Here is a 14,772-nt window from a genome sequence, read left to right on the forward strand (position 1 = left end):
TGTTATTAAATGATTACTTGTTATTAAAAGCCTTCTTAGGCGGTCATTAAAAGCAGTTTTTGAATAAAGGATACATGATGAATACGCAAAATTTACTGATTATTGGTCAAGGTGATATTGGTTTGCCGGTTACCAATAAGCTGGCGCAGGACGGTTTAAACGTCACTGGGCTGGCACGTCGTGAGCGTCATCATTATGCTCTAGATGATAAAGCTAACTTTTTACAAGCCGATGCATTAACGCTAACTGCTGAACAGCTGCAAGACTTTACAGCGTTGGCGATTATCGTCACTCCTGATGAGTATTCAACCAGCGGTTATCATGACAGTTACTTAGCCATCAGCCAGCATTTGGCAACACTGGCCGACAAACTCACCAACCTTGCGCGCATTGTTTTTATTTCATCAACTGCTGTCTATGGGCAAGATAATGGCGAATGGATTGATGAAGACACCGCGCCTGTGATGCCTGCGCGTGAAGCCTCACAAGTGATATTGCAAGCGGAACAAACACTTCAACAAGGTTTTGGTGATAAGACCATCATCATTCGTCCAAGTGGTATTTACGGACGCGAGCGCCTGATGCGTCTACGTAAAGCCAAAGAGAAACAAAAAGAGCCAGTGGCCGCTGCGCACTGGAGCAATCGTATTATGGATCGCGATTTGGTTACTATTATCGCTAATGTCATGACTATAGAAACGCCAAAACCGCTTTATATCGCCACGGATTATGCCCCAGTCACCACTTTTGAGCTAGGTAGCTGGTTAAGTGAGCAGATAAATGAAGTACCGCCTATTATTGATAATAATAAAACGGCGGTAACGGGAAAACGTTTACACAGTAACATTCCGTTAGCTTGGCTAGATTATCCTGATTGGCAAGTAGGCTATGGTGATATTTTGCACTATCAAGATAAAGAGCAACATCAACAATAAAATGTCATTTTGATTTGATTGATTTTATTTTTACGACTTTTTAAATTTGTAAGCCTAGGGAAAATTCATGACCCAGCCTCCTACTTCTGATGACCGTTTATCCAACGCTAGCTTTATAACAGAAGAGGATCAGCTTGCAGAAGGTCATACTGAGCAGTCTGCTAATTTAGCAAACAGTCAGCAGCCTGCGATTGTACATCCTAATTTTGACCCAAAGCGTTTGCCATTGGACCCTGCACGGCCATTGACTGATATTCCAGAGCCTGCACGGCGCTTAAATAGTCAGCTGCGCCGCTTATATGGCAGTTCGACCCGTTTTTATCAGCCCAATACAGACAGCTTATCGAAATGGGCATTGATGGCTTCAGAAGCATTGGCTGAGCATTTATCACTGCTCAGTGCCGCAAGACTGGTTGAGCTGCCCGAGAGCTTTTATCACAATCATAGCGAGCAGCCGTTATTAGCTTCATTAACAGATATGACTTTGCTTGATATGGCGGATATCCAGCGCGTGCTTCAAACGTACCCAAAACTGACGCGTTATGGGTTTTTAGCTGCTGATATTATAAATGAAGACAATATTAATACTGATAGCGGGCAGGCTAATAACCAGACTACTGATAATAATCATATTAAGAAAGCTTTAGCATCAGAATCTTTGCGAGTATTGACCAAACGTTATAATCCTGATGAGCTACTCAATAGCGTCTATGCCGATGACTGGCAAGTGATATTGCAGCCGCAGCAATTTGACAGCGGCGAGGGCAGTTTGGCGACTGATCTTATGGCCTGTAGCGTTGCTGTCCATGCTTTAAAGCAATGCAGTACGCGTAAGACCATCAATCACAGCTACAGCGCGGCGCAAATTTGTCAGCATCTGCGCAGCTACTTGCTCAGTCAGGTTGTTTTTGAGCCAGCACAGCGTCATGCGTACCGCCAAGTACGTCTATTTACTGGCCATATTATCGTTGCCGCCTATCATTTGGGCTGGGATATACAGGTCAATAGCGATGGTCAATGCTACTTTAATATCTCATCACGTTGTGGCTTATTGAAGCGTTACGCGAATATGCAGGATTATGATATCAATGGTTGGTCAAGTTAAACCACCACGACTATAATGCGCTTCACAACTTTTTATTGTTTAACTTTCCATTTTCTTTTTGTTGATAGGAATGCCCTATGCTTAATGCCACAACGCCGAATAACCAACCTGCCAATAATACGTCATTTTCATCGCATCAATTTATCCAATTGGCTTTAGATAATCAGGTCTTAAGATTTGGTGAGTTTGTCTTAAAATCTGGACGTATTAGTCCGTATTTTTTTAATGCCGGTTTGCTGGCGTCGGGTGAGATGTTATCGTTATTAGCGCGTGGTTATGCTGATGCCTTGGCTGAGCAGATGGCTGCACAAGGTTCAATGGCAAACGCTGGCGCAGATGAGCAAGAGCTGGTTATTTTTGGTGCCGCTTATAAAGGCATCCCATTTGTGGCGGCAACGGCGCAAGCATTATGGCTGCATCATGGTATCAACGCTAAATGGGGTTATAACCGCAAAGAAGCCAAAACTCATGGGGAAGGTGGTAGTTTGGTGGGTGCTAATGTTCAGGGCAAAGCAGTCTGGGTACTTGATGATGTGATTACCGCTGGTACGGCGATGCGTGAAGTGGTTGAAATTTTAGAGCAAGCGGGCGCAAGCGTTGCGGGTATTATTGTCGCTCTTGACCGTAAAGAAAAGGGTTTAGCGGAGTATTCTGCTATTCAAGAGTTGGCGTCGACATTAGAAGTACCAGTGCGTGCCCTTGTCGATATCGATGATTTAATCAGCTACTTAGCAGAAAGTAGCCCAGAAAAAGATGCGACCCAGCTTGCAAAAATGCAGCATTATCGCGCTCAGTACGGCGTATAATTTACCGCAGTTTTTACTGTATTTTAGCTATGTTCCAGCAATATCTGAGTGAAGTTTGAGTCATGTTGGCATGTCATTAATGTCCGTTTGAACGATTAATACTATTTTAAATAATTAATACTATAACGTAAGTGAGCCTTACCATGAGCCAAGAAAACCAAAAGAAATCTTTAAATATACTCGTCATCATGGACCCAATCGAGCAGGTCAATTATAAAAAAGACACCAGCCTTGCGATGATGTGGTCGGCGCAAGACCGTGGTCACAGCCTTGGCTATTGTCAGATTCATGATTTATGGTTGGATCGTGGGCAGTTGATGGTTGATACCCAGCCGGTGACGGTCAAGCGTGACCCGAATGATTTTTATACCTTAGGGGATAAAACGACAGCGCCGGTCAGCGACTATGATGTAATCTTGATGCGTAAAGATCCGCCGTTTGATATGCGTTTTATTTATGCTACTTACATGCTTGACCATGCCAAAGCCGCAGGCGTACTGGTGGCGAACGACCCGCAAGCGATACGTGATTGTAATGAAAAGCTGTTTGCTACCTGGTTTAGCGACTATATGAGCCCAACGATTGTGACCAGTAAACAGGCACATATTCGCAAATTTATTACTGAGCAGCAAGACGTTATCGTCAAGCCATTAGATGGTATGGGTGGCACTGGTATTTTCCGTTTGACTGCTGACAGTCCAAATATCGGCGTGACGCTTGAGATTTTAACCGAGCTTGAGACGCTACCAATCATGGCGCAGCGTTATTTACCGGAAATCAAAGAAGGCGATAAGCGCGTGCTAATCGTCGATGGCGAAGTGGTCGGTTATAGCTTGGCACGTATTCCGGTGAAAGGCGAGACGCGCGGTAATCTTGCGGCAGGTGGTAGTGGTGTTGCGATGCCGCTCACTGATATCGAACGCCAAGTGGCAGAAGTAGTTGCACCGATTGTGAAAGAAAAAGGGCTGATGTTCGTCGGCTTAGACTTAATCGGTGGCCGTATTACTGAGATTAATGTCACCAGTCCAACCTGTGTGCGTGAGATTGATGATCAATGCGGTACGGATATTGCGACTGATTTTATTATCGCTATCGAGAAAAAGCTGGCCGTTTAAATAAAGCAGTTTTTGTAACGGAATAAAGATCAACTTATATTCATAATTCATCTTAATTGTTTGTCATAATTTTATATGATAAAACAGTATTATCGATAAATAGGATGATACTGCGCGTTTTATAAAATTTTTATAACACAAGGACGTACTATGAACACATTTGCAAAATCACTTTTACTCACTGTAGGCTTAGCGTTTGGCTTTAGTGCTAGCGCGGCTGACCAGCTTAACAATACTAAGTGGACCACTTACAATGATAATGGCACGCCCGATGCGGTGCTAAGATTTTCTGAAAGCAATGGTAAGCTTTCAGCGAAAATCGTTGAAATTTTGGACCCTCGTGCTAAAGACAAAAAAGTCTGTGATAAATGCAAAGGTCAGTTCAAAAACAAACCTTTGACCGGAGCGACCGTATTGTGGGATTTAGAGCCGGACGCTAATGATCCTAATAAGTATGTTAATGGCAGCGGTATCGAGCCAGAGACTGGCAGAACCTTCTCTGGAAAAGCAGAATTACAAGGTTATACGTTGAAGCTACGGGGCTATAAAGGTATCTCGTTAATTGGCAAAACTCGTGTTTTAAAACGCCGTTAATCATTGCTGTTTTAATATTCACTCTTATTAAGACGATAAATTCAATAAAGCCAAGCCGCGATTGCTCACGGCTTGGATTTTTATTATTCACGCTGCATAAAATGCTGTCTATCAGGCAGCGATTTACACTATACTATGCGGGCTTTTATAGGCTCATTTTGGTTCGATATATAATGCAGTCAAAAGATAATAAGTCTTTCATATAAATAAAGAAAAGATAGGCAGGCGTTCATGAAAACACCGCATATATTAATGATGGCAGCTGGTACAGGCGGGCATGTATTTCCAGCGCTGGCGGTTAGCGAAGAGTTGACCAAGCGCGGCGCTGTTATTCACTGGCTTGGTACGCCAAATGGCATGGAAAATGGCTTGGTTGCACCAACTGGCTATCCTTTTCATGCGATTGATATGCAAGGGTTGCGCGGTAAAGGATTGGGACGCTTGCTGAAGCTACCCGTTACTTTATTTTCAGCGACGATGGCGGCGATTAAAGTCATTCGTGGCAATCAGATTGATGTGGTTGTTGGTTTTGGTGGTTACGTTACCGCGCCCGGCGGTATTGCCGCGCGTTTGACCAAGAAGCCGCTGATTATCCATGAACAAAATGCCATTGCAGGTATGAGCAATCGTTATTTGGCCAAGATGGCGACCAAGGTATTGCAAGCGTTTGAAAATACCTTTGCCAATAGCCAGCTAGATAGCAAGATAGAAACGGTGGGCAATCCGGTGCGCAATGCCATTAGCGGTGTTGCCGAACCCAGTGTGCGTTACGATGTGAATGACAGCTCGCCGCTTAAATTGCTGGTGGTGGGTGGTTCGCTCGGTGCGCAAGTGTTAAATGAGACGCTACCCAAAGCACTGGCATTGATTGACCGTCCGTTTGAGGTACGTCATCAATGTGGACGCAATAACGAGACCGCCACGCAAGCGGCATATGATAGTGAAGATTTAAGCGCCCATCAATTTACCGTACAGCCATTTATTGATGATATGGCAGCAGCTTACAATTGGGCCGATATCGTGGTTTGTCGAGCCGGTGCGTTGACAGTAACTGAAATTCAAAATGTTGGTATAGCGGCAATATTTGTACCGCTACCAAGCGCGGTTGATGACCATCAGACGGCAAACGCGCGTACCTTGACCTTGCATAAAGCGGGGATTTTGCTGCCACAAAGCGAGCTGACTCCAAAACGCTTGAGTAATGAGCTGGCCATGCTAGATAGGCGAGCTTGTTTAGAGATGGCAGAAAAAGGACATGCGCTTGCCAACCGTCATGCCTGCCAACAGGTAGCCGATATTATCTGGCAAGCTGTATAAAATCTAATTCTATTACCTATTATTAACCAAATTTGTTTGTCTACAATAAAGAGAAAACCCTATGCCAACCTCTGTTAAAGCCTTAACTAAGCGTTTGATTGAAATACCAGAAATGCGCCGTATTCAGCATTTGCATTTTGTCGGTATTGGTGGCTCGGGGATGTGTGGTATCGCTGAGGTCATGAATAACCAAGGTTATAAGGTCAGTGGTTCTGATATCGCAGAGAGCCTAGTCACTAAACGTTTAGAGCAGATTGGTATTGATATCGCGATTGGTCATGATTCCAAGAATATCGCCAATGCCGATGTGATCGTCGTATCGTCTGCCATCGACCGTAGTAACCCTGAAGTCAAAGCGGCGCTTGAAGCGCGTCTGCCCGTGGTACGCCGTGCTGATATGCTCGGTGAATTGATGCGTTATCGTCATGGTATCGCCGTTGCTGGCGCACATGGTAAAACCACCACCACCAGTCTGCTGACCACCATGATGGCGGAAGGTAAGCTTGATCCTACTTATGTGATTGGCGGTAAATTAAATGCTTCGGGTAAAAATGCCGCCCTCGGCAGCAGTCGTTTTTTGATTGCCGAAGCCGATGAATCTGATGCGTCCTTCTTATCTTTGCATCCGATGGCGGCGATTGTCACCAATATCGATCAAGACCATATGGAAACCTATGGCAATAGTTTTGATAAATTAAAAGCCGCTTATATCCAGTTTTTACAAAACATGCCGTTTTATGGCTTGGCGGTGGTGTGCGGTGACGACCCTGAATTATATGCCATGATTGATGATATTGGGCGTCCGGTATTAACCTTTGGTCTTGAACCTTTTAACGATGTACAAGCCATTGATTTGGTTAGCGAAGGTACAAAAACCCACTTTACTGTCTTGCGCCGTGACCGTGAGCCATTGCGTCTGACCTTGAATATTCCGGGCGTACACAATGTTTATAATGCGCTGGCTGCTATTACCATGGCAACCGATGAAGGCGTAGATGACGAGGCGATTAAGCGTGCCTTGCAGAAGTTTGAAGGCGTCGGGCGTCGCTTTGAGCAGCATGCGTCCGTAGAGATAGATGAGGGTAATGTTCTGCTGATTGATGACTACGGTCATCACCCAAGAGAAGTCGATGCGACCATTAAAGCGGCTCGTCAAAGCTTCCCTGAGCGCCGCTTAGTGATGATGTTCCAACCCCATCGTTATAGTCGCACCCGTGATTGTTTCGATGATTTTGTCGAAGTGCTCTCAAGCGTCGATGAATTATTGTTATTGGACGTTTATCCGGCTGGTGAAAGCCCGATTGCTGGTGCCGATACCAAAGCTTTGGCACGTAGTATCCGTTTGCGCGGTGCCGTTGAACCGACGATTATCGATAAAGCTAATATCGCACCGGTAATGCAGCGATTACTAAAAGCAGGTGACATGCTCATTACCCAAGGTGCGGGTAATGTTGGGCAAATAGCGATCGAATTGGCCGCCAATAATTTATATATCAAATAAGCCGCAAAAGAATTTTAGGAACGAGACCCATGACTATTCAAAACCCAGAAAACAATAAACCAGAACAAAATAAGCAAGAAAATGAAAATAACATTGATAAACGCATTGATCAAAGTATTAATGCAGACGCTAAAACCACGATTACCAATCCAGAACCGGCATTGGCAGCGGCGGCACAAGCAGAGCAAGATAAGATTGAAGGTGAGCAGCCAAAATCTAACACTGTTCCTAGTATGGCAAGCAGTAAAGTCAAAGACGCCAGTCAGTTTGGTAAAGTTGCCGTCATTTGCGGCGGCAGTAGCAATGAGCGCAGTGTCTCTTTAGATAGTGGCGCAGCAGTCTTACAAGCACTGCAAAACCAAGGCGTTGATGCCACTCATTTTGATCCGAAGAAGCAAGATATTACGGAACTTCGTCAATACGATCGCGTCTTTAACGTTTTACATGGTCGCGGCGGCGAAGATGGCTTATTACAGGGCGTGCTGCAATGGTTTAATATTCCACAGACCGGTTCAGGTATTTTGGCATCAGCACTCGGTATGGATAAAGTACGTACCAAACAGCTTTGGCAAGGCTGCGGATTATCGACTGCGCCATTCTCATTGCTAACCGCTGATACCGACTGGCAGCAAGTGGTTAATATGCTGGGACTACCGCTGATTATCAAGCCAGTCCATGAAGGCTCCAGTATTGGTATGACCAAGGTTAATAACCTCGATGAGCTACCTGCTGCTTATGCAACCGCCGTACAGTGCGGCGATGTGGTCATGGCTGAGCGCTGGATTACTGGTCGCGAATTTACCATTGTTATCATCGATGATGAAGCTTATCCGGTTATTCGCCTCGAGCCTGCCGATATTACCAACTTCTATGATTTTGAAGCCAAATACAATCGTAACGATACTAGCTATTATATTCCTTGCGGTTTAAGCGCCGCTGATGAAAAACACTTGCAAGCGTTAAGCTTGGCGGCATTCCGCGCCGTCGATGCTAAAGGTTGGGGACGTATTGATGCGATGCAAGACGAAGCGGGCAATTTCTGGCTACTTGAGATTAATACCGTGCCGGGTATGACCAGTCATAGCTTGGTACCCATGGCGGCCAAAGCTCGCGGCATGGATTTTGACAGCTTATGCTGGCATATCCTAGCGCAAACCCTATAAATATCTAACGTAAAATAGCTTGTTTTGTTTTAGTCAAAACCTAACTTTAACAGCATTTTAATGACTATAAATAATCTTTCTAAACACACGCAAATGTATCGCTAGCCCTGCTATAACACAGCTTCGTGTAAACTTGTGTAAATTCGTTGTTCGTAGTAGGGGATAGGCTATTGTTTAAACGTAAAATACGTTAATATTGTAATTATTGGTCTATATTAGTAATATTTATGGTTATTTATGCAGCTTTCTCTTAAGTTATTCATTAAATAAGAAAAATGTTACGTTTTAATCCCTATAACTGCACTTTATACGCCGTTTTAAACAAATAAATTGATAACATGTCAGGTTCATCGATCGCTGCGAATGTTTAGCAGATTCACCTTTAATAAAAGCACTATTGGCATTATGCGAATAGTTTTAGGCAAAAATAGGGACGAAGTTTATTATGGCTCAAACTGTCAATGACGTCGCTGACTTGATGAGTGATAAGACCCGTCGCCCGAGCTCTAACTTTCAGGTACCGACTGCGTTAAGATATTTCTTTACGGTACTGGTGTTAGGTTTGCTTGTGCTGATATTAATCATGGGTGGTAAAGCATTACGCGACGCACCGCCGGCTGCTATTCACGTCGATGATCGAGATTTGACAGTTGCGCAGTACCAAGCGTTACAGCAAGTCATGAACCAACAGAGTGTCAGCAGTTTTTTCACTTCTGACTTGCAAGCGCTAAGAGATATTAGTACTGGCTTAGCTTGGGTTGACCAAGTGAGCGTTAGTCGTGATTGGCAGCGCGGTATTGTCATTAAAGCCTTACCAAAACAGGCAGTGGCAAATTTCGGTACCGAGCGTCTGGTTGATGCAAAAGGCGCCGTCTTCGTTCCTGCGGATAGTCGAGAGTTAACGCAAGAGAAATTTGCGACATTGCAAGGCGATATAGCGCAAGCGCCCGTTATTATGCAACAAATGCAGCAAGTAAATGATTGGTATGCGCCGCTTGGTATGCAAGTTGAAGATATAATCTTATCACCAAGAATGACCTGGCTGATTCGCTTTGATAATGGTCAACGTGTCATCGTTGATAATGAGAACACCGCGCAAAAGCTATTGAATTTAAGTCAGTTACTTGGCAATCAATTAAGCAATCGCCGCGATGAAATACAATCCGTCGATCTTCGTTACAAAAATGGATTTACTATCGCATGGAATCTGGCGCCGCCAAAAACTACTGAAACATTGCCGTAGAAGAATCCATCGCAGAAGAGTAAAACATTAAGAAAGCAGTCAAAACCTTATATTTGTCTGCTTTCTCGATATGAAAAGTTAACATATAATATCACCGCGTGTTGATAGCGCTTTTTAATGATTTAATGGAGACGTCATTTGGTCTCCTGTTTAGCGATAATTTGTCTGGTACCATGAAAAATACTGAAAATCTGGTTGTTGTCCATCTAAGTGCCACGGCAGTCTATGTCGTCATCGGTAGCGTTGTCTCTGCAAAAGACATTCGTATTATGGGTGTGGGGCAAGTTAAAAATAGCGACTTCTATCAAGGTCAAATAAAGCACCGTGAACGCTTGCAAGGCGCTATTAGACAAGCCATCCAAGAGGCAGAAGACACTGCTAATTGCCGTGTACATAGCGTTTGGTTGACTATGGCGACCCCTGAGCTGTTAAGTAAAAACAGCGCCGGTAATGTCAAAGTAGAAGACGAAGTCGTCCGTGCCAAAGACATGGTACAAGCGCTATCAAACGCCAAGTCACAAGACTTGTCGCCTGACTATTATTTAATGCATTGTTGTCAGCAAGGCATTTATATCGACAATCAGGAGTTTATGGTTGATGATGCCATTGATATGGTCGCGCACAATATCAGCGTGATGTATCACATGATGATGATGCCAGTATCTAGCCGTCAAAATATCCAAAAACTACTACAAAGCTGTGACGTCGGTATTGACCATATCGTTTTTGATGCAGTGACCAGCGCTGAATATAGTTTGATGCCTGATGAGCGCCAGCAAGGGGTTTGCTTGGTTGATATCGGTGCGAGTACTACCAGTATTTGTGTCTATAAAGAAAATAAGCTAATTTTCACCCATTGTATTGCCACCGGGAGCCATGAAGTGACGATGGATATTTCAGCCGATGTTGGTATCTCTATGATAGAGGCAGAAAGGCTTAAAAAAACGCATGGTACTGTCGATATCAATAGCGTCGATCCTAGCTCATTCTTCCTCTTTAAGCCGCAAGGATCGGGCGATGAGATTAACATCGGCACTTATAATTTAGCGCGCATTATCGAAGCGCGTTATGAGCAAATATTCACCGAAGTGGTTCGCCAATTACATGACGCCGACTTGTTAGGTTATATTGATAAAGGGCTTGTGCTCTCAGGCGGTGGCAGTGCCATTAAAGGTATGATACCTTTTGCTAAAAAGCTGTTAAGAATGCCTGTAGTATTGACCAATACCCATCCAGCTATTAGTGCTTACAATCATTTTGATAATGATGAGTCCTTTAAACAGCTGAATATTCAGGTCAATGATCGCGCTTATCAAACAGCATTTGGTACATTACTATATAGTCAAAGCGAGCAGTTTCGCCGTAGTGAAAAAAGTGAGCCGGAAGCGATTCAAAAAAATCGTGTCACGGGCGTTTTTCAAAGTGCAGGGCAACGTTTTGCCAGTGTACTCAAAAAGATATTATAATCCTGCTGCATTTTACTGAGATTAAGCAGTTAACGGCATGCCGCAGTATTATAGGTAAGCATATTTAAAGCAACACCCTGTACAATAACGGCATATATTGGCTAAGCACAACTATTTAGGCCTTTGCCGTGTTTTATTTAAATACATTTATATATAGTAAGTCGATAGCGCGCCATATGAGTGTGTTACCAAGTATCGACCCATCACGCTATCTGCAACTGGAGAAACCTTTTTATGTCAAAATACACCATGCCAGATGATAATCAGCTTCAAAACAATGGCCAGGCAAGCTTCACTGTATTCGGTGTGGGCGGCGGTGGCGGTAATGCAGTTGAGCATATGGTGCAACAAGGGATTAGAGGTGTAACGTTTGTCTGTGCCAATACGGATAAACAAGCGCTCGATCGTCTCACCGCGCCGCATAAATTGCAGCTTGGCGCTAAGACCAACCGTGGTTTAGGTGCAGGAGCAAACCCAGAAGTGGGTCGTGAAGCTGCAGAAAGCGATGAAGAAGCGATTCGAGCCCTACTTGAGCATTCAGATATGGTCTTTATCACCGCCGGAATGGGTGGTGGAACAGGTACCGGTGCAGCACCAGTCGTAGCACGTATTGCTAAAGAAATGGAAGTATTGACGGTGGCGGTTGTCACAACCCCATTTAAGTTTGAAGGTGGTAAACGTATCAAGGCTGCTAAAGCCGGTATTGAGCAGTTGACCAATTTCGTTGACTCTATCATTACCATTCCAAATGATAAGCTGATGAGCGTGTATGGCAATATCTCTATGCAAGACGCTTTCAAAAAAGCCGATGACGTTCTCTTGCATGCGGTTCAAGGTATTGCAGAAACTATCGCCAGCGAAGGTATGATTAATATTGATTTTAACGATATCCGCACTGCCATGACGGCTAAAGGTCATGCGATGATGGGTATCGGTCGTGCAAGCGGCGATGACCGTGCGCGTCAAGCGACCGAAAAAGCCATCCGCTCGCCATTGCTTGATGATTTACGTTTAGAAAACGCCAAAGGTTTACTCGTTAATGTGATTTCATCTGAATCTTTATCATTAGATGAAATGAGTAAAATTAGTGTTATCGTTGAAGAAATCACTGATATCGATGATGCGCATATTTTCTACGGTTCAGTTATCGACGAAAAAATGGGTGATGATTTGCATGTGACTGTGATTGCCACTGGTCTGACTTTGGATGAAAATGCTGGAGAAGAGCCTGAAGTGGTAGAGCAGCCTGTACCATCGGTAAACAGCACGCAACCTGTTGACCCAAATTTGCATACCAGTGCGCTAAATAGTCAAAAGCAGTCTCAGGCTCAATATCAAGAAAGTCCGATTCGCTCAAATGCGACGCAAGAGCAGCCTAAAACTAAAACCAACAGTATTCAAGACTATCTTAAGCGCCAACAGAATAAATAATCCTTAAAATGAATGGTTATTTTAGATAGTATGGATAAAAAGAGCCAGTATTTCGATACTGGCTTTTTTGTGCCTATTTTTCAAATTCGCTTCAAAACTTTAATTTTTTTACTTATAAACTGGCTATTTATAAAATTATAATCTGTAGAGTTGGATGTTAGTAAGCTTTTAAGCATTGATTGCTCAAAGATTGAGCATTTATTGCCTGATAAAAATTAACGTTAAGATGATTACGATAAGTGTTATCAATCAAAGAGATAAGCAAATTAACGCTTTTTAGCGCTAGCGAAATAGGGGTGGGTAATGCTACACTATGGCAATTGTAACAAAATATGTGAGAAGACAGCCATGAACCAACGAACCATAAAAACAGCAATAGCCGTTACAGGTACTGGTCTTCATAGTGGTCAACCTGTTGACTTAGAGTTTCATCCACAACCTATTAATACTGGCATCGTTTTTGAACGTTCTGATATTGCCGGTAGTAATCCTATTCCTGCTAGTGCCTTTTTGGTACAAGATACCATGATGTCATCGAACCTAGTCTTTGGTGGCACGCGTGTCGGCACGGTCGAGCATTTGCTCAGTGCGGTCGCAGGTCTTGGCGTTGATAATCTATTGATTCGCGTGTCGGCGTCAGAAATACCGATTATGGATGGTAGTGCAGCGCCGTTTGTGGGTTTACTGCTCCAAGCCGGATTTTGCGAACAAGAGGCGGCAAAACGCTTTATTAAGATTGTGCGTCCGGTACGCGTGAAAGTTGACGATAAATGGGCAGAGCTGCGTCCTTATGACGGCTTCGAGTTAAACTTCGAGATTGATTTTGACCATCCTGCCATTGATAAAGACTTTCAGCATGCACAGTTGCAGTTTTCAACCCAAAACTTCATTGAGCAATTGAGCTCAGCGCGTACTTTTGGCTTCTTACGTGATATCGAAGCCTTACGCCAGAATAACTTAGCGTTAGGCGGTAGCATGGACAATGCGATTGTTATTGATGATGCCAGCGTTCTTAATGAAGAAGGCTTACGCTTTAATGATGAATTTGTACGTCATAAAATTCTAGATGCACTAGGTGATTTATATCTGATTGGTTATCCCATTTTAGGGCGCTTTAATGCTTATAAATCTGGTCACGCGCTAAATAATATGTTGGTGCGCGAGATATTATCAGACCCTATTAACTTTGAAATTGTAACTTTTGATGACAATGTAAGCTGTCCTATCGAATATTTACCTTTGAATAGTATAACCGTTGAAGGATGAATACAGGAATATACACGAAGTATCGAAACATTTACGCAATATTACATAAAATGGTTATAAGTAAGGCTTAATAATATTCGTTTAAATAGATATTTTGTTTCTCATTTTACGAATAACCTGCTTCAAGGTAGGCAAAATAATAGATGTAGGAAATAAAAAAATCAGTGCTCGGTGAGTTTCACAATGTGAACCTCACCGATCACTGATTTTTTTTATAGAAGAAATTACAAAAACGCAGCTTTAGCAGGGGTAACTATGGGTTTAATTTACATAACTTTACAAAGTGAACTACTCTATTTTAGGAATTAATCAAGCGTAAAAGCGCCTTTTTGAGATTTTTATCAGTGGTGACATGCTCTGCGGCCTGTGATATAGTCCGCTTTGTGTTTTGGCTAAGAGCCTGATTTCCATGGGCTTTAAGAGGCTTTGGTAGAGGTGCTGACAAGGCTTGTGATGATTTAGAATAATCATTATAAGCAGAATTTTTGGCTACTACGACGCGAATTTGCTTGAGTTGTTTAAATGTAATTGACTGCTCTGTTAGTACCTGCAAATAAGCGCTCTGTAAATAGCGAATGTGATTGGCAGCAGTCATCGAGCCCACACTGAGTATGAGTTGCTCAGAGGTTAAGCCCACGACCCAGCAGTTATTGAGGATTTCCTCAGGTAGACAATCTACCAAAAGCTCTTTTACCTCGGTCGTTGCTTGTAGATATAAACGCATATTGTCAGCAAGTGTTTGAGGTAGCGCGCTACCAGCAAAAGCTTGATGATCAATCAGTTTAGCAAGGCGGTTAGGTTGTTTTTTTGACATCGTAAGCACTCATCTA

General features: G+C 43.3%; 13 protein-coding genes. 12 read left to right on the plus strand and 1 reads right to left on the minus strand.

What is annotated here, in order from left to right:
• Positions 1 to 77 precede the first annotated feature (77 nt).
• The 12 genes from JMW39_RS05415 (at position 78) to lpxC (ending at position 13,942) form a co-directional block, all read left to right on the plus strand.
• Positions 78 to 935, plus strand: a complete 858-nt coding sequence (locus JMW39_RS05415; RefSeq protein WP_201544610.1) for an SDR family oxidoreductase — start codon at positions 78 to 80, stop codon at positions 933 to 935.
• A 67-nt stretch (positions 936 to 1,002) separates the two neighbouring features.
• On the plus strand, positions 1,003 to 2,040 hold the full coding sequence (locus JMW39_RS05420; protein ID WP_201544612.1) for a hypothetical protein: 1,038 nt from the start codon (positions 1,003 to 1,005) through the stop codon (positions 2,038 to 2,040).
• A 77-nt stretch (positions 2,041 to 2,117) separates the two neighbouring features.
• Positions 2,118 to 2,846 carry an orotate phosphoribosyltransferase gene (gene pyrE, locus JMW39_RS05425; protein ID WP_201544614.1) on the plus strand — a complete coding sequence of 243 codons (729 nt, stop codon included), beginning with the start codon at positions 2,118 to 2,120 and terminating at the stop codon, positions 2,844 to 2,846.
• Positions 2,847 to 2,989: 143 nt separating this feature from the next.
• Complete coding sequence (gene gshB / locus JMW39_RS05430) at positions 2,990 to 3,961, plus strand: glutathione synthase (protein WP_201544616.1); 972 nt, start codon at positions 2,990 to 2,992, stop codon at positions 3,959 to 3,961.
• 150 nt (positions 3,962 to 4,111) lie between these two features.
• Entirely contained in the window at positions 4,112 to 4,555 is a 444-nt protein-coding gene (locus tag JMW39_RS05435) for a DUF2147 domain-containing protein (protein ID WP_201544617.1), read from the plus strand.
• Between the two features lie 231 nt (positions 4,556 to 4,786).
• On the plus strand, positions 4,787 to 5,872 hold the full coding sequence (gene murG / locus JMW39_RS05440; protein ID WP_201544618.1) for an undecaprenyldiphospho-muramoylpentapeptide beta-N-acetylglucosaminyltransferase: 1,086 nt from the start codon (positions 4,787 to 4,789) through the stop codon (positions 5,870 to 5,872).
• Between the two features lie 61 nt (positions 5,873 to 5,933).
• Positions 5,934 to 7,373, plus strand: a complete 1,440-nt coding sequence (gene murC, locus JMW39_RS05445; RefSeq protein ID WP_201544619.1) for a UDP-N-acetylmuramate--L-alanine ligase — start codon at positions 5,934 to 5,936, stop codon at positions 7,371 to 7,373.
• Between the two features lie 233 nt (positions 7,374 to 7,606).
• Complete coding sequence (locus JMW39_RS05450; RefSeq protein WP_201544964.1) at positions 7,607 to 8,536, plus strand: D-alanine--D-alanine ligase; 930 nt, start codon at positions 7,607 to 7,609, stop codon at positions 8,534 to 8,536.
• 445 nt (positions 8,537 to 8,981) lie between these two features.
• Complete coding sequence (locus tag JMW39_RS05455) at positions 8,982 to 9,779, plus strand: cell division protein FtsQ/DivIB (RefSeq protein ID WP_201544620.1); 798 nt, start codon at positions 8,982 to 8,984, stop codon at positions 9,777 to 9,779.
• Positions 9,780 to 9,952: 173 nt separating this feature from the next.
• Positions 9,953 to 11,245, plus strand: a complete 1,293-nt coding sequence (ftsA, locus tag JMW39_RS05460) for a cell division protein FtsA (protein ID WP_201544621.1) — start codon at positions 9,953 to 9,955, stop codon at positions 11,243 to 11,245.
• A gap of 234 nt (positions 11,246 to 11,479) precedes the next feature.
• Positions 11,480 to 12,676: a cell division protein FtsZ gene (gene ftsZ, locus JMW39_RS05465; RefSeq protein WP_149488760.1), complete on the plus strand. Its 1,197-nt coding sequence runs from the start codon at positions 11,480 to 11,482 to the stop codon at positions 12,674 to 12,676.
• Between the two features lie 348 nt (positions 12,677 to 13,024).
• Positions 13,025 to 13,942 (plus strand): UDP-3-O-acyl-N-acetylglucosamine deacetylase, encoded by a 918-nt coding sequence (gene lpxC / locus JMW39_RS05470; protein ID WP_201544623.1) that lies wholly within the window; start codon positions 13,025 to 13,027, stop codon positions 13,940 to 13,942.
• Between the two features lie 298 nt (positions 13,943 to 14,240).
• Here the strand turns inward: lpxC and JMW39_RS05475 are convergent, their stop codons facing one another.
• Positions 14,241 to 14,756 carry a hypothetical protein gene (locus JMW39_RS05475; RefSeq protein WP_201544625.1) on the minus strand — a complete coding sequence of 172 codons (516 nt, stop codon included), beginning with the start codon at positions 14,754 to 14,756 and terminating at the stop codon, positions 14,241 to 14,243.
• Positions 14,757 to 14,772: the final 16 nt, after the last annotated feature.

Origin of the sequence: Psychrobacter immobilis (assembly GCF_904846175.1) — a bacterium.
GTDB classification, from domain to species: Bacteria; Pseudomonadota; Gammaproteobacteria; order Pseudomonadales; family Moraxellaceae; genus Psychrobacter; species Psychrobacter immobilis_E.

Excerpts from the sequence above, each read along its gene's own strand:
- JMW39_RS05415 (WP_201544610.1), top strand. The coding sequence starts at position 78 with ATGAATACGCAAAATTTACTGATTATTGGTCAAGGTGATATTGGTTTG.
- JMW39_RS05420 (WP_201544612.1), top strand. The coding sequence starts at position 1,003 with ATGACCCAGCCTCCTACTTCTGATGACCGTTTATCCAACGCTAGCTTT.
- pyrE (WP_201544614.1), top strand. The coding sequence starts at position 2,118 with ATGCTTAATGCCACAACGCCGAATAACCAACCTGCCAATAATACGTCA.
- gshB (WP_201544616.1), top strand. The coding sequence starts at position 2,990 with ATGAGCCAAGAAAACCAAAAGAAATCTTTAAATATACTCGTCATCATG.
- JMW39_RS05435 (WP_201544617.1), top strand. The coding sequence starts at position 4,112 with ATGAACACATTTGCAAAATCACTTTTACTCACTGTAGGCTTAGCGTTT.
- murG (WP_201544618.1), top strand. The coding sequence starts at position 4,787 with ATGAAAACACCGCATATATTAATGATGGCAGCTGGTACAGGCGGGCAT.
- murC (WP_201544619.1), top strand. The coding sequence starts at position 5,934 with ATGCCAACCTCTGTTAAAGCCTTAACTAAGCGTTTGATTGAAATACCA.
- JMW39_RS05450 (WP_201544964.1), top strand. The coding sequence starts at position 7,607 with ATGGCAAGCAGTAAAGTCAAAGACGCCAGTCAGTTTGGTAAAGTTGCC.
- JMW39_RS05455 (WP_201544620.1), top strand. The coding sequence starts at position 8,982 with ATGGCTCAAACTGTCAATGACGTCGCTGACTTGATGAGTGATAAGACC.
- ftsA (WP_201544621.1), top strand. The coding sequence starts at position 9,953 with ATGAAAAATACTGAAAATCTGGTTGTTGTCCATCTAAGTGCCACGGCA.
- ftsZ (WP_149488760.1), top strand. The coding sequence starts at position 11,480 with ATGTCAAAATACACCATGCCAGATGATAATCAGCTTCAAAACAATGGC.
- lpxC (WP_201544623.1), top strand. The coding sequence starts at position 13,025 with ATGAACCAACGAACCATAAAAACAGCAATAGCCGTTACAGGTACTGGT.
- JMW39_RS05475 (WP_201544625.1), bottom strand. The coding sequence starts at position 14,756 with ATGTCAAAAAAACAACCTAACCGCCTTGCTAAACTGATTGATCATCAA.